Below are 20,659 nucleotides of genomic sequence, written 5' to 3'. Positions count from 1 at the left end.
GTAAAGCAGCCAGGAATGCACCGAAACTTCGACAGGAGGATGACGTGATGGCCTATGCGGAGCAAGCCGAAACAGAAGCACTGCACGAACCCAAAAGCTTCCTGACCAAATATATCTGGAGTCAGGACCACAAGGTCATAGCCATTCAATATTCCGTGACGGCTATATTCGTGGGCCTTATCGCTGTGGTGTTGTCCGGCTTGATGCGCATACAGCTTGGCTTCCCCGGCAGTTTGGAGTTCATGGACGCCAGTGCTTACTATCAGGCTATGACCATGCACGGCATGATCATGGTCATTTACTTGCTGACGGCCTTGTTTCTGGGTGGATTCGGCAACTATCTGATCCCGCTGATGGTGGGTGCCCGCGACATGGTCTTCCCCTATGTCAACATGCTGAGTTACTGGTTCTACCTGCTAGCGGTAGTGGTGTTGCTCTCCAGTTTCTTTGTCCCTGGCGGCCCCACCGGTTCGGGCTGGACGCTCTATCCGCCACAGTCCATTTCTCAGGGAACACCGGGGGTCGAGTGGGGCATCGTCCTGATGCTCGTCTCACTGGCTATTTTTATTGTTGCAGCCACCATGGGCGGGTTGAACTACGTCACCACGGTGTTGCAGGCGCGCACGCACGGCATGACATTGTTTCGCATGCCGCTCTCCGTATGGGGAATTTTCATGGCCTCGATCATGGCCTTGCTGGCTTTCCCGGCGTTGTTCGTCAGTGCCGTAATGATGCTGTTCGACAAGTTGTTGGGCACCAGCTTCTTTATGCCGGCGATGATCTCGCTGGGGCAGCAGATCGATCACCAGGGTGGCAGCCCAATATTATTCCAGCACTTGTTCTGGTTCTTCGGCCACCCGGAGGTCTACATCGTTGCTCTCCCTGCGTTTGGTCTGGTCTCCGACTTGATCAGCACGCACGCGCGTAAAAATATCTTCGGCTACCGAATGATGGTGTGGGCCATTATTGCGATCGGTGTACTCAGCTTCGTGGTCTGGGCGCACCATATGTATGTCAGCGGAATGAACCCGTACTTTGGCTTTTTCTTCGCCGTCACCACCTTGATCATCGCGGTGCCGACCGCACTGAAAGTCTATAACTGGGTGCTGACTCTGTGGCGGGGCGACATCCATCTGACCGTGCCGATGCTGTTTGCCCTGGCCTTTATCGTCACCTTCCTGGTTGGCGGTCTGACCGGGTTGTTTCTCGGTAATGTGATCGTGGATATACCGCTCTCGGACACCTATTTCGTCGTGGCCCATTTTCATATGGTCATGGGGGTCGCACCGGTACTGGTGGTGTTCGGCGGCATTTATCATTGGTACCCGAAAGTCACCGGGCGCATGTTGAACGACACCCTGGGCAAGCTGCATTTCTGGATTACCTTTCTGGGCACCTACGCCATTTTCTTCCCCATGCACTACCTGGGTTTTCAGGGTATGCCACGCCGCTATTACGCCTATGAAAACTACGCGTTCATCCCGCAATCGGCGCAAGAGTTGAATGCCTTCATTACGGTGATCGCATTGATCGTCGGCGTTTCCCAGTTGCTGTTCGTGTTCAACCTGGCCTGGAGTGCATTTAAGGGCAAGCCCGCAGGCAGTAACCCCTGGGGCGCGGCCAGTCTGGAATGGCAAACGCCGAATACCCCGCCGATACATGGGAACTGGGGTGAGAAGTTGCCGGTCGTGCATCGCTGGGCCTATGACTACAGTGTGCCGGGGATAGAGCAGGATTTCGTTCCGCAAACGGTCTCCGCCGAGGAGTTGGAGCAAATGCGGCAACTGAGTGCCGGAACCAAGATAGCGGACGTTAAAACATGAGCAGGCTTCTATTAAGAAACGCCGACGGTGCTGACCCCGGCGGCAGTTGGAGTCGCGACCCTGGAGGTATTCAGGCCGAGGGTGCCGATAGACGCCAAACTGCAAGAGTGGGCCTGCGCTTGTTTCTGGTCGTGGTGAGTTCGTTATTCTTTCTCTTCCTGTTCGCCTTTATTGCCCGTTCACAAATGGCCGACTGGCTCCCCCTGACAGACCCCTTGGCGCCGTTAGCCAATCTCTGGCAGTTATGGCTGAATTCGGCTTTTCTGGTCTTCAGTTGTATTGCCTTGCAGTGGTCGCGCATGGCTGCCCGACAGGCTCGACTGGGCGCAACAGTCATTGGTTTTGCATTGGGGGGCGTATTTGCCATTGCCTTTCTAGTGGGGCAACTCTGGGTCTGGCAGCAGTTTGTCGCCTGGGGCTATTTTGTCGCCAGCAATCCGGCCAACAGTTTCTTCTACCTGTTGACCGGCCTGCATGGGCTCCACCTGCTGGGCGGGCTGATAGCCTGGAGCATAATCGTCGCTAAATTCCTGCGTCACGTGCCGTTGGCGCAACTCAGCGTCAGCGTAGAGCTCTGTACCATCTATTGGCATTACTTACTGGGTCTTTGGTTCGTGCTATTCGCTCTGCTGGCCAGCACGCCGCAAACCTATGAAGCCATCGCCAGATTCTGCGGCCTGAGGTGAAAAGCCATGGCATCGCTCCCACTTGCCCCAGACGAGTCCAGTTCATCCAATCCACCAGACTCACCGCCTGCACCGGGATGGCAGGGCATCGCCAGCGACTGGGCCTCGGATAGAGAGGTCTTCAAGCAGGTCCCTTGGGGCAAGGCGATGATGTGGATATTTCTGCTCAGCGATACTTTTATATTCACCTGTTTTTTAACCGGCTACATGTCGGTACGCATGACCATCACCACCGCCTGGCCGAACCCCAGTGAAGTGTTCGCATTGACGATTGCCGGTAAAGAAATCCCGCTTATTTTGATCGCCATCATGACCTTTGTGCTGATCAGCAGCAGCGGCACCATGGCCATGGCCGTTAATTTCGCCTATCGCCGTGATCGCGCGAAAACCGCTGCCCTGATGCTGGCGACCGCAGCCTTGGGTGTGGCCTTCGTCGGCATGCAGGCATTTGAATGGACCAAGCTCATCGCAGAAGGGGTGCGTCCCTGGGGGAACCCAATGGGGGCGGCGCAATTTGGTGCGAGCTTTTTCATGATTACCGGTTTTCACGGACTGCATGTGTCAATCGGCGCCCTCTACCTCGGCATTGTGGCGCTGAAAGTAATGCGGGGAGATTATGAGCGCTCTGGAAATTATCAGAATGTCGAGATAGCCGGGCTCTACTGGCACTTCGTGGATTTGGTGTGGGTGTTTATTTTTGCTTTCTTCTATTTATGGTAGAGGAGCACAGGTGATGGCACATGCTCAGGGTCAGCAACATCCAATCAGTTTGTACCTTAAAATCTGGGGGCTGTTATTCGTCCTCAGCACGCTGTCGTATCTTGTCGACTATTTCCACTTCCATGGCTACCTTCGGTGGTCCCTGATTATCACTTTCATGTTGTTGAAGGCAGGTTTAATTGTCTCCATCTTCATGCACATGGCCTGGGAACGGTTGACCATGGTCTACGCCATATTGTTGCCACCTTTGTGTTTACTGGTGCTCGTCGGACTGATGGCCACCGAGGCAGACTATGTTTTCCTCAGCCGGGTCATTTCCTTCGGCCAATAAGCAGCTTCCGAATGGCCATGAGTCTCCAGGGCTAACCCGATATCACTCGCTTGAACTGGTGCCATTTGTGCTGCCAGGCGACTGTCCAGTGGGGGGCTGCCGTTCCCGTGCCGGCGACCGTCAGCGTTGGATGATGTTCGATTACCCGGTCCAATACCGATTCCTGATTCGGTTCAACATCCACGAAGAAGATATGTTTTCCCTCATCTACCATCTGTTTGAAATTGCGGAAGTGAGCGTTCGGCACCTGGATACCAAGAAAGCCGCCTTCCCAGATGCAGAAGCCAAATACAACAATGGCCAGGAAGATAAAAGGCACCCAGCCTGCGGCGGATTCGGTCCAGCCCATCCAATAGGCGCCGCCAAGAACCAGCGCCGCGAGTGGCACACCGACCACAGCACCAATCTCGCCAGAGTGAACAACATCCTGTTTCATCAACGAGTTAACCTCGTGGAGGTGATGTTCTTCAACATCAGCAACTTGTTCACTGAGCACATGGATTTGTTCGGTATTGATGCCGTTGGCTTCCAGTTCATTTTCAACGGCTTCAAGATCGTCGAGATTGTCGCTGATGTAATAGTGCCGATTCATGCCACACCTCCCATCTCGTGTTGGCTGTAGACCTCCTCTGTCGTGCAGCCGTTAACTGAGATTTGCAGTCGGTATCTGTGCCCGTGGGGAACGTTGCATACTTCATGCAATTCGAAAGAAGTATAGCACCCGCTAGCATGATGAGCTGGCAACGTCAAGACCTGAGATGCAGCTGCAGGGCCTAGCGCAGTTCGACGAATTCTGGGTCGAGGTGCCATTAATAAATTCGCTCGACGAGGGCGGAACCTGGAGTTGGATATTCAAAGCAGTCGCTGCAAGCCCCTAAACCCCCAGACACAAAAAAACCGGCCATCAAGCCGGTTTTTTCTGATCCACCCCAGCGCTTTAGTCGGATTCGCCGAAAGATCCTTCTTCGCCTGCACCCATCTCTCGATCCTCAAACGCAGAACGCACTGCCTCCACGACGCGTCCCGCCATGCGCTCATCTTCAAGCTGCGGGTACCCTTTCTTTAGCTTGCCGGACACCACCCAGCCGTTCTCCTTGATGGAGCGGATGATGCGGTTCGCATCCAGGTCTGGCATTTCCAGTACCTCTTTCAGCTGCTCCTGAGCTCGCTGAAAGATCATCAGTACTCTGGCTTCATCCGCCATTTCCTTTCGAATCGTTTGCTCGACGACGCGTGCGGTGTACAGGACATGTTCGGTCAGATCTGGATACCGCCAGGCAAAGCGTGCGTCCTCGTACTCATCGAAGATGAAGTTGCTGCGAGTCCCGTCCTTGTAGGTCACGAGTTCGCCGAACCGATAGGCCGCTGCGTAACGTCGCATGAACGGTCGCGAGAACACTTCTAGCGTACGGTCGTAGCCGGCCCTGAAGTCGATCGAACTCGTGATTGTGGCTGATACCGGCAGTATCACGCCGTCGGGCACTGCCTTATCCCGAATCAGGGTGTCGTTGATAAGGAAGCGATGAATCCGGCCATTGCCATCGCGCATGGGATGGATGTACACGAAGCCAAATGCCAACACAGCGGCACGTGCCACTGACTCCGCACCACGCGTTGCGACCTCAAACTCGTTGAGTCCTGCCAATAGCTGCGCAAGATCCGCGAAATGGGGGGCAATGTAATGCACAATGTCCTCGCGCATCGTGGCCTGTCCCACAAACACAGGGGAGCACCGCAAGCCCAGTCCAATGGCGTCACGCCCCAGAATACCGGCTTGCAGGGAGTGCAGGCTGTCGTCGCTCAACGGGTCTTCGATATGTCCGCAGTACTGGGCAATGACATGGGCAAACCGCTGGATGCGATCGGCCTGGTCGGCTTCCTTTTCGATGAGAAAACTCGCGCGAGATTCCTTGAACGTCAGCCAACTGGCGGTACGCATCAGGATGTCGGGGCCAAAGGCCTGATCCAATTCATCCAATGCCTCGCGCAGATCGAATTGCAGAGCTTCCTGTACTGACGCCGTACGACGAACCATGGGGCAGAACTCAGCCGTCCCCGGCAGATTGTTATTGATCCGCCAACGCCGCGTTCGTAGTGCTTCGCGACGAGTCAGGTAATCTTGTGGCGAAAGAACATCAACATAGCCGCCATTGTTCACGTCTGGCACATCCAGACGTTCCCCTGTCAGCCATTCGTAGAGGAATCCGGTGCGACGGGCGTACTGGCCGAATGGCTCCCGTCGACACCAGTCTTCGACAGGCAGCGGACCTATGGCCGCAAACAGGCGGGCGAAGAACTCGAGATGGATCTCTTCGTACTTGAGGCCGAATTCGAAGTGTCCTGCGAAATCGTCTGCGGGCCGATAGCTGACCGGATACCGGTTCTCCACATTTCCGTCACTTTCGCGACTGACACGTACAGTGCCGATCATCGAGTCGACTCGTAGAGGTTGTGCCAGTGCGATGTCGTAACGGTTCGCGAGGGTCTTGAAACCGACTTGCATTGACGAAATCCTTTACTGGGGCAAGAAAAACGCTAACAGAAGATCGATCATATGCGAAAACGTTAATTTTCATAGATGTGAAAACATTAACGCCTGATGAAATTTGATAATAAATCCGTGCTTTTCGAAAAAAACGCTAACAGACTTCAGGGCAGTCGTTAACGCCCGAGCGCACTTACTCATCGATCAGCGGATAATGGACGAAAATTAGGGATGTCTCAGAGCCCGATTCCACCAAATCCCAGACACAAAAAAAACCGGCCATCGAGGCCGGTTTTTTTTGTTCCTGCATCTCCCGTCAAAAACTGACGTGAGACAAAAATTCGATTGGAGCGGGTGAAGGGAATCGAACCCTCGTTATCAGCTTGGGAAGCTGGAGTAATGCCATTATACGACACCCGCTCAGAGCGGCTGACTTTGTACCAGATGTGCGCGTGAAAATGAAGTTTTTCTTTGCGCGCGATGGCTTTAGCACGGGTGAAACGAAAGCAGAGACCGTATTGCGGTCATTCGCGGGCAAGCCTCGCTCCTACAGGGCTGAGCTTGCTCGCGATGACTCTGTTTCAGATTGCCAATGCATGGTGGTCCTGGACGTAGTGGTAACGCGGTCGGCTTTCGTGTTGCGCCGGTTTCAGGAAGCCCAGCAGTGCGTTGCGGCTGTCTTGGCAGGCGGCTTTGTGCTCCATGTCGAGAAAGTGGCCGGTGGCTTGAAGGGTGCTGAAGGTGCTGTGCTGCACGTGACCGGCGAACAGCTTGGCATCGGCGGCGGCGGTGTACTCGTCCCATTCGCCGTTCATGAACAGCACCGGCACGTTGATTTTCTTCGCCGCGTTCAGGTAGCACTGGCGGTCGCTGTTGAGCACGTCGCTGATGTGGAAATGCATCTGCCCGTATTCATGTTCGGCCAACGAACTGACGTGACGGTAGTTGAAGCGTTTGAACAGCGAGGGCAGGTGTTTGCCGATGGTGCTGTTCACCAAGTCACCGACCCGGTTCCCGTCACGGCTGCCGAGATAATCGACACCGCGCTCAAGGTAGTCGAGCATGTGCTCGTTGACCACCGGCGAGAACGAGCTGATCACGGCCTTTTCGATGCGCCGTGGCCGCTGGGCGAGGGCGACCAGAGTGGCGGCGCCACCAAAGGAAAACGACAGCACGTGTTCGGCGCAGAAGTGGTCGATCAGCTCCAGAAGGATCTGCCCTTCGATTTCCTTGGTGAGCATTTTCTCATGCAGGTTGTGGGCTTTTGACTTGCCCGCGTAGGGCTGGTCGTAGCACACCACATTGAACTGCGGATAAAGGTTTTTCACGGTTTGGGCAAACGACGCAGTCGTGGACATCGAGCCGTTGACCAGAATAATGGTCTTCTCTGCGGCGTCTGCGCGATAGAACTCCGTGTAGACCCGATACTGACCCTGTATATCCAGCACAGCGATTTCTGGCCTCATGACATAAGACTCCTGGCAAGCGGGTATGCGCGCAAATCAGATTGCACGAGCTTTGTGACAGGTAGGCATACGCCTTGGAATTTTGAAGGCCCATGTCGATCCATTGCAGTCCGGTCGACGGGTATTGTTATAAGCGGGCAGTTTGCCGGGGGAAGGCGGAACCTGAGGGTTCTCTACCGGCAAAAAGTTTCTTAGAGTAGTTTTGTGACTCGTCGGTCACGTTTCGCGCCGACGTCCTGATTCAAGCAGGGGTCACGTCATCGCGCAAGTATCTTTCGTAAATTGTTCGACAACTTCTGCTGAGCGGTCATCCGCTTAGATCAATCGGATCTCTTCATTGCTCAACGACCGGTACTCGCCGGGCTTCAATGCGTTGTCGAGCAGCAGTGGTCCCATGCGCTCGCGGTGCAGTCGCAACACCTTGTTGTCGAAGTGGCCGAACATCCGTTTTACCTGATGATAGCGGCCTTCGACGATGCTCAGGCGCGCAGATTTTGGCCCGAGCACGATCAGTTCGGCAGGTTGTGTGGTGAGGTCTTCGAAGGCGAAATACAGCCCTTTGGCGAAGGTGATCGCGTATTCGGCAGTGATGTCCTGCTCCGTCTCGACGTAGTAGACCTTGGGCAGTTTGGTCTGCGGTTGGGTCAGGCGTCGCGACCAGGTGCCATCGTTGGTGATCAGCATCAGGCCGGTGGTGTTGAAGTCCAGGCGACCGGCGATGTGCAGGTCATCCTTATCCGGCTCATGGATCAGGTCGAGTACGGTCGGGTGTTGCGGATCACGCGTGGCACTGACGCAGCCGGGTGGTTTGTGCAGCATGAAGTAACGGGCTGGTTTGCCGACCTGCAGCACTTCGTCGTCGACTTCCACGCGGCTGAACTCGAGCACCTCGGCGTGGGGGTCGCTGACGACTTCTCCGTCGACCCTGACGCGCTTTTCCACCAGCAACAGGCGTACCTGCTTACGGTTGAAGCGGGGCAGGTTGCTGAGGAAGCGGTCAACGCGCATGGCTAGGGATCGATTGGAAAAGGGCCGCGCATTTTACGTGATCGGCCAGGCGGCTGCTTGCAACTGCATCTCGACCTGGGCGCAGGCAGGGCACAGGCACGACTTGTTGCGCAGCTCGGCGGGCAGCGCCTGAAGCACCGCCGGATCGATGCTGACGCCATAACACCAGCAGGCACGATCGACAGTTCGCGGGTCAGCCAGGCTGCAGTCGTTGGAGGCGCCGCAAGCCGGGCAGAGGTCAGGTTTATTCATGAAGGGGATTCGATTACGGCCGTTTTGTTTGGCCCGAGACCGCGCATGATCGGCCGGCAAACAGCCATGCGCAAGCCAGCTGCAGCTGGCCGCTGATCTGAAGGCCGGTGCCGTCTGGCACTCGGTACCGGTTTGAAAGTCAAAACAGGTGTCAGCCGGCCTGTGCCGACTGCTGTTGCGGGTCTTCCAGGAGGCCGCCATGCTTTGTCATAAAAAGCTCCGCCGAATACTGCTGTTTGTGTTTTTTGGTTTGAGCTTGTCCGGCTGTTATTACTACGTAGGCGGTGCCGATGTTTATTCGACACCTTATTACTACCCTGGCTATTACTACTCTCCTTACTACTACGGCGGCCCGCGTTTTTACGGGGGGTATCGCTATTTTTACTACGGTGGACATGGACCCCGTCATCACCACGGAGGACACCATCGCGGACACCGTTAATCGGCTCATCAATACAGCGGCGCGTCCGGCTCACGGAAGCGCCGTTTTCTTTGGATAGATGAAAAACCTTTCATCGGCTACTTGTTTCAACTTGTTGCAGGAGCGCACCAGATTCTGAATTCACTGTCTGATATTTCGACAGTTGCCGAACCATTGACTGTCGCCTGCCAGCGTCGCTGGTGTGGCTCACCCGCGGTCCAGGAGGCCGCCATGCTCTGTCAAAAAAAGCTCCGCCAAATTCTGCTGATTGTTTTATCGGGATTGTCTCTTGGTGCGTGCGTGCCCTATTCCGATGGAGGATCCAGCTACTACCGTTCCGATGTCTACACGTCCCCAGCGCCGTATTACTCTGGTGGCGGGTCTTATTACTCCGACGGCCGTTACTACTCGGCCCCGCGCAGGTATTACTCACCGCCTGCACGGTATTACCAGCCAACGCCGCGGTATTACCACCAGCCGCGGGTTTATCAATCGGCACCGCGCTATTACCAGCCGGCGCCACGAGCAGACTACCGGGTCTATCAGAATCGTGGATGGGACCGTCATGACCGTCGTGACCGTGGCGGCTGGGATGGCCGTCACCGCGGCGGTCGAGGCGATGACCATCGAGGCCACAATAGGTCGGATAATCGGGGCGGTCGGGGCGATCACCGTGATGGCGATCGGGATGGCCGAGGCAACCACCGGTAAACCACTCAATAAAAAGCGGCGCATGAAGCGCCGCTTTTTTTGTGCTCGAAATTCAGTACTCCGACAAATCAGCCAGAGGATGCCGGCCTTCCCAGACCTTATGGAAATGCGCCTCCACCGCCGCCTCCGGCACATTGTTGATGTCCGGCCAGTGCCAGTGAGGTTTCTGGTCTTTGTCGATCAATCGCGCTCGCACGCCTTCGCTGAACTCCGGATGACGGCAGCAGTTGAGGCTCATGGTGTATTCCATCTGAAAGACTTGAGCCAACGATAGATGCCGGGCGCGATCGATCTGTTCCCACACCAGATGAGCGGTCAGGGGCGAGCCTTCAATCATGGTTTTCGCGGCACGACCGAGCAGCAGATCGGAATGATCGCGCAGCGTACTGATGGCCTTCCAGGCGCATCGAACGTCGCTGACATCCAACAGTTCGTCGATCTGCTCGCGTCGAGGCAGCCACTGCGCTTCGGGCAGCTGCGCGATCGCTTCCTGCTGCAAGGCCTTGAGCAGACTGTTGAGCTGCATGGCTGTCTGTTCCTGCCAGTTCAATTGCAGCAAACCTTCGATCAGCTCACGTTGTTGATCATCGCGCAGGAAGCGGTCGGCGAGGTCCAGATCGATCGCATCACGACCGTTCATCTGGGCGCCGGTGAGGCCGAGAAACAATCCGAGCTTGCCGGGCAACCGCGACAGAAACCAACTGGCGCCGACATCCGGGTACAAGCCGATGCCAATTTCCGGCATCGCCAATCGGCTGCTCGGCGTGACAATCCGAATGCTCGCCCCTTGCAGCAGCCCCATGCCACCGCCCAGCACGTACCCATGACCCCAGCAGATCAGGGGTTTCGGGTAGGTGTGCAGATTGAAGTCGAGGCGATATTCTGCCGCAAAGAAGTGCGCAGCCAAGGGCGGCACTTCGCCGGGATGGTCGCGACAGGCTTCTACCAGACTGCGCACTTCTCCGCCGGCGCAAAAAGCCTTGGGGCCATTGCCGCGCAGCAGCACGCAAACGATCTGTGGCTCCTTGGCCCAGGCGTCCAGTTGATCGCGCAGGGCGTTAATCATCGGCAAGGAGAGGGCGTTGAGGGACTTTTCGGCATCCAGGCTGGCGATGCCGATGCGTGCGCCGTCGGTGCCGGTGAGTTCTTCGAAGTGCAGATTCATCGTGACCTCGATCGGGAAATTGAGCGCTCAGTATGATCGCTCTATAGGAAAGTGCCGGATCTGCGTCAGATCAATTGACAAGCGTGATGGGCTTTCCTAGGGTTCGCCCCATTGTTTTTACCGGATGTAACCATGACTGCTGACGACCGTATCAAACTCGAACCGAGCTGGAAGGAGGCACTGCGTGCCGAATTCGACCAGCCCTACATGGCAGAGTTGCGCACATTCCTGCAACAGGAACGCGCGGCGGGCAAAGAGATCTATCCACCCGGACCGATGATTTTCAACGCGCTCAATTCCACGCCGCTGGACAAGGTCAAAGTGGTCATTCTAGGTCAAGACCCTTACCACGGCCCGGGTCAGGCCCATGGGTTGTGCTTCTCGGTGCAACCGGGCGTGCCGGCACCGCCATCGCTGGTGAACATCTATAAAGAGTTGAAGCGCGACCTGAACATCGACATTCCCAACCATGGCTACCTGCAGAGTTGGGCAGAGCAGGGCGTGTTGATGCTCAACACCACCATGACCGTGGAACGCGCGAATGCCAACGCCCATGCGGGCAAGGGCTGGCAATATTTTACCGACCGGATTATCGAAGTGGTCAGCGAGCACCAGCCACATCTGGTGTTCCTGCTATGGGGCGCGCATGCCCAGAGCAAGCAGAAACTCATCGACGCCACCAAACACCTGGTGCTGACCTCGGTCCACCCGTCGCCGCTGTCCGCCTATCGCGGCTTCCTCGGCTGCGGGCACTTCAGCCGGGCGAACAAGTTTCTGGAGCAGAATGGCGAGATGCCGATCGAGTGGCGATTGCCGTCGGTTTGATGCGTTGACCGGGAGAGCCCCTTCGCGAGCAAGCCCGCTCCCACATTAGACCGAGTTGTCCAGACATACACGGTCTAATGTGGGAGCGGGCTTGCTCGCGAAGAAGGCGACTCGGTCTATCAGACTGAATCCGGCCCCCGGTTCCAATACCGAAACAACGGCTCCGCCAGAAACAATACAAACAACAACCGCATCACCTGCATCGCCGTCACCAGCGGCACCGACAATTGCAGGGTTTCCGCCGTCAGGCTCATCTCGGCAATCCCGCCGGGCATCATGCCCAAGGTCAGCGAACGCAGATCCAGATGGGTCAGCGCGCTCAAACCCAATGCCGCCAAAGTTGCGATCAACATGGTCAACACCGTGCCGAGCAGGGTTCGTCCCATGAACGACGGTGCCCGGCGGAAGAACTGCCGATTGAAGTGACACCCCAACCCGCTGCCAATCAACCACTGGCCGATTTGGCTGCCTCCGTTGGGCAGTCCGATGTGCAGGTCCCAAGCAATGCTCACCGTCGCAGTCACCAGCAACGGTCCGAACAGCCAGGGATTGGGTTGTCGCAGCCGCTCCCAGATCCAGGCGGCAAGGGCGCCCGCCGGGAACAGAATGGCCAGCCACCACCAGTTGACGGTCGTTGGATGCAAGACCGGCGCACCGTCGCCCAACAAATACTTGAACGCTGCTGGCACACACAGCACCACCACCAGCACGCGCAAACTCTGCCCTGCCGCGACACGGCTGAGCACTGCGCCGTTGCGGGCGCCGAGGTTGACCATCTCCCCGGAGCCGCCGGGCATGCTGGAAAAGAATGCGGTGGCGCGATCTTCCCCGGTGCGCCGCATCAACCAGACCCCGACCAGCGCGGAAAGGCTGGTGACCAATGCACCGAAGAAGATCAGACCGAAGTGGCTCAACACCTGCTCCATCACCACCGGAGTGAAGTGCAGGCCGATGCCGATACCGACGATCCACTGGCCGCACTTGCGGCCGCCAGGGATTTCCGCCAATTGCCAAGGCGTCAAACAGCGCACCAGGATGATCGCCAGCAACGAGCCGACCATCCACGGCAATGGCCAGCCGATCTGGCTGGCGAGGTAACCGCCCAGCAGACCGACCAGCGGTGTTCCCCACCAGCTTTTGAAGGGGGCGCGATCAGACATCGGCGAGCGCGCGCCGGGCGACCGAACGTTTGCGCCAGATACGCAGAAGTGGCATCAGCAACATGATTGCAGTCAGCACCCAGCAACCGAACGTGATCGGGCTCGACCAGAGGATTTCCAGCGCACCGTTGGAAATCGACAGTGCGCGACGCAGGTTTTGCTCCATCAGACCGCCAAGGATGAAACCCAGCAGTACCGGCGACAACGGGAAGTCCAGCTTGCGCAGGATGTAGCCGAAGATACCGATGCCGATCATCAGGAACAGGTCGAACGTGGTGGCATGCACCGCGTAGACACCGATCCCGGTGATGATCGCGATCACCGGCACCAGCGCCCAGTTCGGCACGGCGAGGATGCGGGTAAAGATGCGGATCATCGGAATGTTGAGGATCACCAGCATCACGTTGGCGACGAACAACGACGCGATCAGGCCCCAGACAATGTCCGGTTGCTGCTGGAACAACAGCGGGCCCGGAGTGATGTTGTACAGCGACAGTGCGCCGATCATCACCGCCGTGGTACCCGAACCCGGAACGCCGAGGGTCAACATTGGCACCAGTGCACCGCAGGCGGCGCCACCGATGGCTGTTTCCGGAGCCGCGAGACCACGCATGTCGCCTTGTCCGAACGTGCCCTTGGCGCCGGCGATACGTTTCTCGGTCATGTAGGCCACAGCGCTGGCCAGCGTCGCGCCGGCACCCGGCAACACGCCCATGATGAAACCCAGCAAACCGCAACGGATGTTCACCACGAACACCGCCGAAGCTTCCTTGAAGTTGAACATCATGCGCCCGGTGGCTTTCACCGCTTCCTGGCCGCGGTGGGTTTTTTCCAGCAACAGGAGGATTTCGCTGATGGAGAACAGGCCCAACACCAGCACGACGAACTGAATGCCGTCCGTCAGGTGAATATTGTCCCCGGTGAAGCGGTATACGCCGCTATTGGCGTCGATCCCGACGCTCGACAGAAACAGACCGATCAGTGCCGCAATGAAGGTCTTGAGCGGTCGATCACCGGCCATGCCGCCGAGACAGACAATCGCAAACACCATCAGCACGAAATATTCCGCCGGCCCGAAGGCAATCGCCCATTTCGCCAGCAACGGAGCGAACAGCACCATGCCGCACGTTGCGATGAATGCACCGATGAACGAACTCCACGCCGACAGCGACAGCGCTACACCGGCCAGGCCTTTACGGGCCATCGGGTAACCGTCGAGGGTGGTCATGACGGTGGAGGCTTCGCCCGGAATGTTCAGGAGGATCGAGCTGATCCGGCCGCCGTATTCGCAACCCAGGTACACCGCCGCCAGCAGGATCAGCGCCGACTCCGGTGGCAGGCCGAGGGCGAATGCGATCGGAATCAGCAATGCCACGCCGTTGATCGGACCCAGCCCCGGCAATAGCCCGACGACGGTACCGATCAGGGTGCCGCACAGCGCGGTCACCAGGTTGTACGGGCTCAGCGCGACGCCGAAGCCCTGACCCAAATAGCCAAGAGTATCCATGTCAGTTCTCCAGAACGTCGAGCACGCCCAGCGGCAGTGGCACGTCCATCAACTTGTCGAACAGCAGATAAAGACCGATGGCCATCAGGCTGATGATCACCGTACTGGGCAGCCAGCGGCCGCCATACAGGCGTGCCATCGGGATCCCGATCAGAATGCTGGCAACGATGAAACCAAGGGGTTCGAAGGTCCCGGCGAACACCAGCAACAGCAGCACGCAGATGCCGATTTTGATCAGGGTTTCACGGTCCAGTTTCGGGTCATCGTCGCTGTGCACGATCGGCGCCGGTCGAAATACCATGTACAGCAAAGCCAGGCCCATCAGGCCGAGCATCAGCAGAGGGAAGGCCCGAGGCCCGACCGGTTCGTAGGAAAAAGCCGCTTGATACGGCCACGCCATCAGGGCCAGGCCGATACAGGCCAGCAACAGCACCGAAGCGAAAATGCGTTGTATGAGCATGAGGAACTCCTGGGCCACGACCCCGAGAACCGGGGTCGTGGCCGCTAGACAGAGGCGATCACTGAATCAGGCCGAACTCTTTGGCCAGCACTTTGTAGTCCGCGACCTGCTTCTTCACGTACGTGTCCAGCTCCGGACCGGTCATGGCGAACGGGAACAGTTCACGCTGATCGCGCAGCTTGGCGAAGTCCTCGGAGGCCAGCAGTTTGTCGAAGGCGTCTTTCCACCAGGCGTAGTCTTCGTCGCTGACTTTTGGCCCGAGGTAGAAACCGCGAACCACCGGCCAGACGATGTCGTAGCCTTGCTCTTTGGCCGTCGGAATGTCTTTCATTTCCGGCTCGTCCAGACGCTTCTCGGAGAACACCGCGAGCAGGCGCATGTCGCCACTCTGAATGTGTGGCATGGAGTCGGAGATGTCGGTGCTGCCGACCTGGATGTGGCCACCCAGCAGGGCAGTGGCGATTTCACCACCGCCTTCGAGGGCGACATAACGCAGGTCACGCGGGTTGATCCCGGCTGCCTTGGCGATCAGTGCGGTCTGCATCCAGTCCTGGCTGCCGACGGTGCCGCCGGAACCGATGACCACTTTGCTCGGATCTTTCTTCAGCGCCTGAACCAGATCGTCCAGGGTCTTGTAAGGCGAATCGCTTTTCACCGCGATGGCGCCATAGCTTGTGCCGACAGCTGCCAGCCAACGAACGTTGGTTTCATCGAAACGACCGAACTTGCCTTGCGCCAGGTTCAGCAGCGAACCGCTGGACCAAGCCACCAGCGTGCCAGCATCGGCCGGGCGTTGAGCGACCACCGCGTTGTACGCCACCGCGCCGACACCGCCGGGCATGTAGGTCACGCGCATCGGTTTGGTCAGCAGTTTTTCGTTGACCAGCGCGCTTTGCGCCAGTTTGCAGGTCAGGTCGAAACCGCCGCCTGGCGAGGCCGGGGCGATGCATTCCGGGCGTTTCGGTTCGGCCATCAATTGGCCGGCAAACAGCACACAGCTGGCGGCTAGAGCAACTTTACGCAGTGATAAGTTCATTTGAGTCTCCACGGGCATTCATTATTGTTATTGAACGTGATGTTTACCAAAGGGCAACGCTATAGCTCACCAGCAGACGCACTTCATCGGCATCGCGAGCGGAGTAGTTGGAACGGTAGGTGGCATTGCGCAGGCGTACAGCGACGTCTTTCAGGGCGCCGCTTTGTACGACGTATTTGATCTCGGTGTTGCGTTCCCACTCTTTGCCTTCGTCACCGTTCTTGAGCTTGATGTTGTCACCGCTCAGGTAACGGCTCATGAAGCTCAGGCCGGGAATGCCGAGTTTGGCGAAGTCATAGTCGTAGCGTGCCTGCCAGGAACGTTCTTCGGCACCGGCAAAGTCATTGATCTGCACGAAGTTGACCAGGTACGGATCGCTGCCATCGACGTAGGGGAAGGCACTGTCACCGGACATGTGCTGATAACCGGCGCTGAATTTATGCCCGCTCAAGGCATAGCTCACCAGCCCGTTCAGGGATTGGTTGTCGATCTTGCCGCCCCGTGCTGCGCCCTCGTCGTCACTGATGGCCAATCGCAGATCGCTGCCGAACGTGCCGGGGCCGAACGGTTGCGAGGCGACCACGCCTAGGAAATGCTGGTTATAGACTTCATCGAGCTGAGCGAAGTGGTAGCTACCGGTGATCTTGTCGGTGAACTTATAGTCCACGCCGCCAAAATCAAAGTGCTTACCTGCCACGGTGCCGGCGAAACGGCTGTTCTTGTTGTTGAGGGCGATGTCCTCGAAGTCGGTGCTGTCGCGGTCCTTGGCTTTCTCCAGACGCCCGCCGGTGAAGGTCAGGTTCCTGATCTCTTTGGAGGTCAGCAGACCGCCTTCAAAGGTCTGCGGCAAAATGCGCCCGTCGTTGGGCTTGAGGATCGGCAGTTCCGGAATCAGGCTGCCGATTTTCAGTTCCGTGGCGGAGATTTTCACTTTGCCGGTCAGGCCGAGCTTGGAATATTCATCCGCCGCGCGGCCGTCGTCATGGGTCGGCAACAGGCCAGTGCCGGTACGATCCGGACTCGAATCGAGTTTTACCCCGAGCATGCCCAACGCATCGACACCGAACCCCACGGTGCCGTCGGTGTAACCCGATTGCAGATTGAGCATGAACCCCTGGGCCCATTCGTCCCGCTTGGATTGCTGGGCGCTGGTGCCGTCGCGAAAGTCGCGGTTGAAATACATGTTGCGGGTTTCGAAGGTTGCCGTACTGTCTTCGAAGAAGGCAGCCTGGCTCAACGGCGAAAAGCCGGCGAGGGCGGCGGCACTGGCAATGGCGGTGTGGCTGAGGCGGGAAAAGCGCGCAGGCGGGCGAGCCTGAAGCTGCATGGACAGCATGGTGACGTACTCCGTTTATTGTTCTTATTGGCGAAAACGCTTCGAGGCGTTTTTCGTACTGCTATGGGCACTAGCAACGGCAGTCGAAACTGTCCGTGGCTGGACTCTAACCGGCCAACCTTTCGCTAACCTTTCAGCTGACTTTCACGGTTTTCGGGCTTCACAGCGACGGATGCGGCTGTAAACTCCGCGCCAAAGAATGGCGTCGACCATCCATGAATGAGGTAAAGATCCATGCGTGTTCTGCTCGTTGAAGACCATCTGCAGCTTGCCGAAAGTGTCGCTCAGGCGCTCAAGAGCACCGGGCTGACCGTGGATGTGTTGCACGACGGTGTGGCAGCCGACCTGGCTTTGAGCAGCGAGGAATACGCCGTGGCGATCCTCGATGTCGGCCTGCCGCGCATGGATGGCTTCGAAGTGCTGGCGCGCCTGCGAGCGCGGGGCAAGAACCTGCCGGTGCTGATGCTGACCGCCCGTAGCGACGTCAAGGATCGGGTTCACGGCCTGAACCTTGGGGCTGACGATTACCTGGCCAAACCCTTCGAGCTGACAGAGCTCGAAGCCCGAGTCAAAGCCTTGCTGCGTCGCAGTGTGCTCGGCGGTGAACGCCAGCAGCGTTGTGGCGTGCTGGCCTATGACCTGGACACCCGGCGCTTCACCCTCGGCGAAGAGTTGCTGACCCTGACCTCCCGCGAGCAGGCGGTGCTCGAAGCCCTGATCGCCCGTCCCGGTCGGGTGATGAGCAAGGAACAACTGGCCGCCCAGGTGTTCGGTCTGGACGAGGAGGCCAGTCCCGATGCCATCGAAATCTATGTCCACCGCTTGCGCAAGAAACTCGACGGCCAGCCGGTAGCCATCGTGACCTTCCGAGGCCTTGGCTATTTGCTGGAAAGCCGCGATGCATAAGCTCAGCAGCCTGCGCTGGCGGTTGCTGTGGAACCTCGCGCTGTTGTTGGTGGTGTTGATGCTCGCCAGTGGTTTGAGCGCGTACTGGAACGGTCGCGAGGCCGCCGACACCGCGTATGACCGGACCTTGCTGGCCTCGGCGCGGACCATCGCCGCCGGCCTGTCCCAGCGCGATGGCAGTCTCAGCGCCAACGTGCCTTACGTGGCCCTCGATACGTTTGCCTACGACAGCGCCGGGCGAATTTTTTACCTGGTCAACGACATCAATCAGAAGCTGATCTCGGGCTATGAAAACCTGCCGCCACCGCCACCGGGAACGCCGCGTACGGATGACTATCCGGCGCTGGCGCGTTTCTATAACGCCACTTATCAAGGGCAGAACGTGCGAGTGGTCAGCCTGCTCAAAGCGGTCAGCGAGCCGAACATGAACGGCATGGCGGAGATCCGCGTGGCGGAAACCGATGAAGCGCGGGTCCGCATGGCTCGCAGCCTGATGGCCGATACGTTGTTGCGTCTGGGCATGCTGGCGATCGGTGCGCTGCTGCTGGTGTGGTTTGCGGTCAGTGCGGCGCTGCGTCCGCTGGAACGCTTGCGCACGGCGGTGGAAGAGCGTCAGCCCGATGACTTGCGGCCCCTGCCGTTGGTGGAAGTGCAGCACGAGTTGGGGCCGCTGGTGCGTGCGCTCAATCACTTTACGGAGCGTTTACGCGGGCAGTTCGAGCGTCAGGCGCAATTCATTGCCGATGCGGCCCATGAATTGCGTACCCCGTTAGCGGCGCTCAAGGCACGACTCGAGCTGGGCTTGCGGTCGAGCGAACCCGAAACCTGGCGCAATACTTTGGAATCCGCCGCTCAGGGCACGGATCGGCTGACCCATCTGGCCAATCAATTGCTCTCGCTGGCACGGGTCGAGAATGGCGCCCGGGCAATTGCCGAGGGGGGGGCACAGTTGCTCGATCTCAGTCAGTTGGCCCGGGAACTGGGCATGGCCATGGCGCCGCTGGCCCATGCTCGTGGCGTTGCGCTAGCGCTGGAGGCCGACGAGCCGGTATGGCTGCGTGGCGAGCCGACGCTGTTGAACGAATTGTTGAGCAATCTGGTGGACAACGCGCTGGCTCACACGCCGCCGGGCGGCAATGTGATCCTGCGGGTCACGGCACCGGCGGTGCTGGAAGTCGAGGACGATGGCCCGGGAATTCCTCTTGAAGAGCGGGAACGGGTGTTCGAGCGTTTTTATCGGCGTAACCAGCAGGTGGCTGGATCGGGGTTGGGGTTGGCCATCGTCGGCGAGATCTGCCGCGCCCACCTGGCGCAGATCAGCCTGCACGATGGCGAGCAGGCGGGGTTGAAGGTGCGGGTGAGTTTTATTGCGGGGTAGTTTTTTGGTGTCTGGGCTGGCCCCTTCGCGAGCAAGCCCGCTCCCACATTCGATCGCATTTCTCCATGAAGAACTCGGCCAAGTGTGGGAGCGGGCTTGCTCGCGAAGGGGGCGCTGCGGTCTCGACTAATAAAACATCGATCGCGACTCTTCCAGATCCTTGCACATCGCCTTGTTCTCTGGATCGATCCCCAGTTTCTTGAAGGCCGGTACGCTGAAGGGGTCGATACGGGCCAGTGGATGATCGATATCCTTGTGGCAATACAGACTGGCCACTTGCACCAGATCGACATAATCGACCCGCTCCGATTGTCGCTTGAAATCCAGATACAGCCCGGGCAATTGCACCAGCATTTCCGGAAACTCCCAGACCCTGAGCAATTTATCGCCGAGCAGCGGATGAATGCGGTCGATCACATGGTTGAGGCTGACCGGGTCAGACAGCAATTCATAGTGATCTTCGGCGTAGGTCAGGATCGGCAGCACGCCGATCTGGTGCACGAGCCCGCCGAGCGCCGCCTGATCAGGCTTGAGCTGCGTATAACTGCGGCACAACGCGTAACTGACGCCGGCGATTTCCAGGCTTTTGCGCCAGACCTCGCGCATTTTCTGTTCCACCACTTCGGAACGGGCATTGAAGATCTGTTCCATCACCAGGCCAATGGCCAGGTTGCTGCTGTAATTGACACCCAGCCGGGTGATGGCCGTGTGCAGGTCAGTCACTTCCTGGGTCGCGCGCAGCAACGGGCTATTGACCACTTTGATCAGGCGCGCCGACAGCGCGGTATCGCGACCAATCACTTTGCTCAGTGTGCTGACACTGATTTCCGGGTCTTCAGCGGCCTTGCGAATCTGCAGGGCCACTTCCGGTAACGTTGGCAGAACCAGGTCATCGTTATCGATGGCCTCAACCAAATCCTGTTGGACCTTATCCGCCAGCTCGATCATTTCTTTTCTCTAGGGTATTGCGACAAGTGCTGCTG

General features: G+C 58.1%; 21 protein-coding genes and 1 tRNA gene. 9 read left to right on the top strand and 13 right to left on the bottom strand.

Annotated features, from left to right (window positions below):
- The first annotated feature begins 47 nt into the window (after positions 1-47).
- Genes ctaD through IC37_RS10870 form a run of 4 tightly spaced genes read left to right on the top strand, consistent with a single transcriptional unit; the run spans position 48 to position 3,560 of the window.
- Positions 48-1,823 carry a cytochrome c oxidase subunit I gene (ctaD, locus tag IC37_RS10885; protein ID WP_030132682.1) on the top strand — a complete coding sequence of 592 codons (1,776 nt, stop codon included), beginning with the start codon at positions 48-50 and terminating at the stop codon, positions 1,821-1,823.
- The gene (locus IC37_RS10880) at positions 1,820-2,509 is read left to right on the top strand and encodes a cytochrome c oxidase subunit 3 (protein ID WP_030132681.1); all 690 of its coding nucleotides are present in this window, start codon (positions 1,820-1,822) and stop codon (positions 2,507-2,509) included. The genes ctaD and IC37_RS10880 overlap by 4 nt, the downstream gene beginning before the upstream one ends.
- 6 nt (positions 2,510-2,515) lie before the next feature.
- Positions 2,516-3,229, top strand: a complete 714-nt coding sequence (locus IC37_RS10875; protein WP_030132680.1) for a heme-copper oxidase subunit III family protein — start codon at positions 2,516-2,518, stop codon at positions 3,227-3,229.
- 13 nt (positions 3,230-3,242) lie between these two features.
- Entirely contained in the window at positions 3,243-3,560 is a 318-nt protein-coding gene (locus IC37_RS10870) for a cytochrome C oxidase subunit IV family protein (protein ID WP_030132679.1), read from the top strand.
- 31 nt (positions 3,561-3,591) lie between these two features.
- On the opposite strand, the gene IC37_RS10865 is transcribed toward IC37_RS10870, so the two are convergent.
- From IC37_RS10865 to IC37_RS10840, 6 genes are all read right to left on the bottom strand, one after another.
- Entirely contained in the window at positions 3,592-4,152 is a 561-nt protein-coding gene (locus tag IC37_RS10865; protein WP_081729441.1) for an NAD/FAD-utilizing enzyme apparently involved in cell division, read from the bottom strand.
- Between the two features lie 345 nt (positions 4,153-4,497).
- Positions 4,498-6,063 (bottom strand): Fic family protein, encoded by a 1,566-nt coding sequence (locus tag IC37_RS10860; protein WP_030132677.1) that lies wholly within the window; start codon positions 6,061-6,063, stop codon positions 4,498-4,500.
- 328 nt (positions 6,064-6,391) lie between these two features.
- Positions 6,392-6,465 (bottom strand) — tRNA-Gly (locus IC37_RS10855).
- A gap of 161 nt (positions 6,466-6,626) precedes the next feature.
- Complete coding sequence (locus tag IC37_RS10850) at positions 6,627-7,511, bottom strand: alpha/beta fold hydrolase (RefSeq protein WP_030132676.1); 885 nt, start codon at positions 7,509-7,511, stop codon at positions 6,627-6,629.
- Between the two features lie 315 nt (positions 7,512-7,826).
- A complete protein-coding gene (locus IC37_RS10845; RefSeq protein WP_030132675.1) occupies positions 7,827-8,519 on the bottom strand; it encodes a pseudouridine synthase in 693 nt (230 codons plus the stop codon).
- Between the two features lie 33 nt (positions 8,520-8,552).
- Positions 8,553-8,771 carry a cysteine-rich CWC family protein gene (locus tag IC37_RS10840; protein ID WP_030132674.1) on the bottom strand — a complete coding sequence of 73 codons (219 nt, stop codon included), beginning with the start codon at positions 8,769-8,771 and terminating at the stop codon, positions 8,553-8,555.
- A gap of 199 nt (positions 8,772-8,970) precedes the next feature.
- On the opposite strand from IC37_RS10840, the gene IC37_RS30480 reads away from it, so the two are divergent.
- Together IC37_RS30480 and IC37_RS30475 are read left to right on the top strand one after the other, a co-directional pair.
- Entirely contained in the window at positions 8,971-9,213 is a 243-nt protein-coding gene (locus IC37_RS30480) for a hypothetical protein (RefSeq protein ID WP_081729440.1), read from the top strand.
- Positions 9,214-9,423: 210 nt separating this feature from the next.
- A complete protein-coding gene (locus tag IC37_RS30475) occupies positions 9,424-9,903 on the top strand; it encodes a hypothetical protein (RefSeq protein WP_081729439.1) in 480 nt (159 codons plus the stop codon).
- A gap of 52 nt (positions 9,904-9,955) precedes the next feature.
- Here IC37_RS30475 and IC37_RS10825 read toward each other — a convergent pair whose 3' ends face one another.
- Positions 9,956-11,068, bottom strand: coding sequence for an enoyl-CoA hydratase/isomerase family protein (locus IC37_RS10825; protein WP_030132671.1), 1,113 nt, complete (start codon positions 11,066-11,068; stop codon positions 9,956-9,958).
- A 132-nt stretch (positions 11,069-11,200) separates the two neighbouring features.
- On the opposite strand from IC37_RS10825, the gene ung reads away from it, so the two are divergent.
- Positions 11,201-11,893: a uracil-DNA glycosylase gene (gene ung / locus IC37_RS10820; RefSeq protein ID WP_030132670.1), complete on the top strand. Its 693-nt coding sequence runs from the start codon at positions 11,201-11,203 to the stop codon at positions 11,891-11,893.
- A gap of 119 nt (positions 11,894-12,012) precedes the next feature.
- On the opposite strand, the gene IC37_RS10815 is transcribed toward ung, so the two are convergent.
- The 5 genes from IC37_RS10815 to IC37_RS10795 are packed head-to-tail and all read right to left on the bottom strand — an operon-like array spanning position 12,013 to position 17,392.
- Entirely contained in the window at positions 12,013-13,053 is a 1,041-nt protein-coding gene (locus IC37_RS10815) for an AbrB family transcriptional regulator (RefSeq protein ID WP_030132669.1), read from the bottom strand.
- A complete protein-coding gene (locus tag IC37_RS10810) occupies positions 13,046-14,560 on the bottom strand; it encodes a tripartite tricarboxylate transporter permease (RefSeq protein WP_030132668.1) in 1,515 nt (504 codons plus the stop codon). The genes IC37_RS10815 and IC37_RS10810 overlap by 8 nt, the downstream gene beginning before the upstream one ends.
- A gap of 1 nt (position 14,561) precedes the next feature.
- Complete coding sequence (locus IC37_RS10805) at positions 14,562-15,020, bottom strand: tripartite tricarboxylate transporter TctB family protein (RefSeq protein WP_030132667.1); 459 nt, start codon at positions 15,018-15,020, stop codon at positions 14,562-14,564.
- A gap of 58 nt (positions 15,021-15,078) precedes the next feature.
- A complete protein-coding gene (locus IC37_RS10800) occupies positions 15,079-16,056 on the bottom strand; it encodes a tripartite tricarboxylate transporter substrate binding protein (protein WP_030132666.1) in 978 nt (325 codons plus the stop codon).
- Between the two features lie 43 nt (positions 16,057-16,099).
- Positions 16,100-17,392: an OprD family porin gene (locus IC37_RS10795; RefSeq protein ID WP_030132665.1), complete on the bottom strand. Its 1,293-nt coding sequence runs from the start codon at positions 17,390-17,392 to the stop codon at positions 16,100-16,102.
- Between the two features lie 234 nt (positions 17,393-17,626).
- Here IC37_RS10795 and IC37_RS10790 point away from each other — a divergent pair, with 234 nt between their 5' ends.
- On the top strand, positions 17,627-18,298 hold the full coding sequence (locus tag IC37_RS10790) for a response regulator (protein WP_007898613.1): 672 nt from the start codon (positions 17,627-17,629) through the stop codon (positions 18,296-18,298).
- Complete coding sequence (locus tag IC37_RS10785) at positions 18,291-19,676, top strand: sensor histidine kinase (protein ID WP_030132664.1); 1,386 nt, start codon at positions 18,291-18,293, stop codon at positions 19,674-19,676. The genes IC37_RS10790 and IC37_RS10785 overlap by 8 nt, the downstream gene beginning before the upstream one ends.
- A gap of 126 nt (positions 19,677-19,802) precedes the next feature.
- On the opposite strand, the gene IC37_RS10780 is transcribed toward IC37_RS10785, so the two are convergent.
- A complete protein-coding gene (locus IC37_RS10780) occupies positions 19,803-20,624 on the bottom strand; it encodes an HDOD domain-containing protein (RefSeq protein WP_030132663.1) in 822 nt (273 codons plus the stop codon).
- Positions 20,625-20,659: the final 35 nt, after the last annotated feature.

The organism is Pseudomonas sp. QTF5, assembly GCF_000512695.2.
GTDB lineage: Bacteria > Pseudomonadota > Gammaproteobacteria > Pseudomonadales > Pseudomonadaceae > Aquipseudomonas.
Note: the sequence above shows the minus strand (reverse complement) of the source record. Positions and strands in the feature narration are given on the sequence as shown.